The following is a 1,725-nucleotide window of genomic DNA, read 5'->3' as shown; positions in this document are numbered from 1 at the left end:
AAGTTTTTGACATCGAAATACTGACATTACTGGACGGGTACAGGGATGAAATGGAGCTTATGCATATCGTTACCGCTCTTAAAAAAGCCAAAATCGATATCGATAACCACATAATGGAAGGATGGAGGCAACGGGCATGCGGCGAAATAAAGCTGTTAAAAAGGCGAGATCCTTTATTATCAGAGGTTGATCCTGATGTTTATCAGAGTTGTCAGGAACTAGAGTTGCTTGATCGGTGTGGAGTTATTTTATAAAAAAGATCTGTGTCATATGATAAAAGCTTCTGAAAAAAAAACGTCAGCCAACTCCGTTCATGGCAAGTTCGCCGGTGCAGTGCTATGAAGTCTCGCGCAAACGTCAATCAATGGGCCCTATCCGAATGACGTATGAATTTTTCCAAAAGCGGATGGATTCACAGACGCTGATTTTATTAGCCTGAATCTATGAGACGCTCACAAAAAAACAAAACTGCCTTCTCAATGGTTCGATCACTGCTTCTGCTGGTGGCAATAATGTTTGGGGAGTCACTGCAAGCTTTGGAATGGATCGGCTCAAGCCCACTACCAGTACATTTCTTATATCCCTATCAGTTGGCCGAACCTGAACCGCCCGACCCTGTTCCGGCTGGGTTTATGAAATTCGCCTTCAGTTTACTGCGGCGGCTGCCAAATAATAGTCCTCTTCAGTCTCTCCAACTGCCTCCCCAAGCCATCTGGCCAATGAAGCCAACACTCCGCACTGAACTGTTGGCTATGCCCCCGGAAGTCCCCGATAACACTTCCAATAAGCTGAACACCATCGCCGCTGCCGGGGGAGATGATGGCGATAAGCCAACTGACAGAAATAACTGGAATCCTGACCCTGAGTCCCGGACTGACCTTGACCTTAATCTTGTTTCTGACCCTATTCAAAAATGCCTGCAACAAAAAAAGCAACTCCTTCAAATGTTGCGAATCAAACGACTATGGGCTATTACGACAGGGCAAACCACCCTGGCCCGGATATTGTCAAACCGGATCATGGTGATTGAAGCGGACCTTTTGGACCTGGAAAGATCAAACACCGCCAATATGCATCCGGTGCTGGTTCAGACACGGCTGGCAGAGAATGGTCGGGAACTCAGTGTTTACCTTGAGGTCACTTCTGACAAATATTCTGGCCGACAGGCGGCTAACAGGGAAAAGAGTCAATCCTCCCAAACGACCAAAGCATCAACGACCGAGACAAAAAGCCAGACTCGAAAATCCCATCAGGTTTCCCAAGCTGCTGCCCATAGAAAGGTCATTGGTTCGACAGTCGGCAATGGTCGTGGCGGCGATGATCCAATGGAACCCTCTGCTGCGCAGGATACCGCAAGTTCGGTTGTAACTTGTACCAAGTGTGGCAAGGCACTGAATCTACAGGAATTAAGACGTGTAGCCCATGAGGCAGCAGTTTCAGCACTGTTATGCAAAAGCTGCCTGTCGGGCACTCGAGGTAAAAAAAGAGCAAGACCACCGCGGCAAGAAACAGAGCCTGACTCATCAGAACCTGTTCAGAAAAAAAAGAAAGGCCCGGGTAGAAAGAGAAAAAATTCAAAAGCAACCAATGCACCACCGGCCAAAAAAAAGAAGCCGACAGGCACTCAGACCACCGATGGCCCATTGGAAAAAGTAAAGGCACATATCAAATACGAATTAAGTCAGGAAGAGCTGGAAAAAGCGCAAACCCTGATGGAGGTATTCA

General features: G+C 47.3%; 2 protein-coding genes. Both read left to right on the top strand.

All coding sequences use genetic code 11. The annotated features are described in order from the left end of the window. On the top strand, positions 1–254 hold a 254-nt coding region (locus KDK18_RS02490), incomplete at its 5' end, for a hypothetical protein (RefSeq protein WP_257252955.1). 465 nt (positions 255–719) lie between these two features. Beyond that, positions 720–1,725: hypothetical protein (locus KDK18_RS02485; protein ID WP_257252954.1), on the top strand; the 1,006-nt coding region annotated here is incomplete at its 3' end.

It is taken from the genome of Endozoicomonas sp. SESOKO3 (assembly GCF_024606255.1).
Note: the sequence above shows the minus strand (reverse complement) of the source record. Positions and strands in the feature narration are given on the sequence as shown.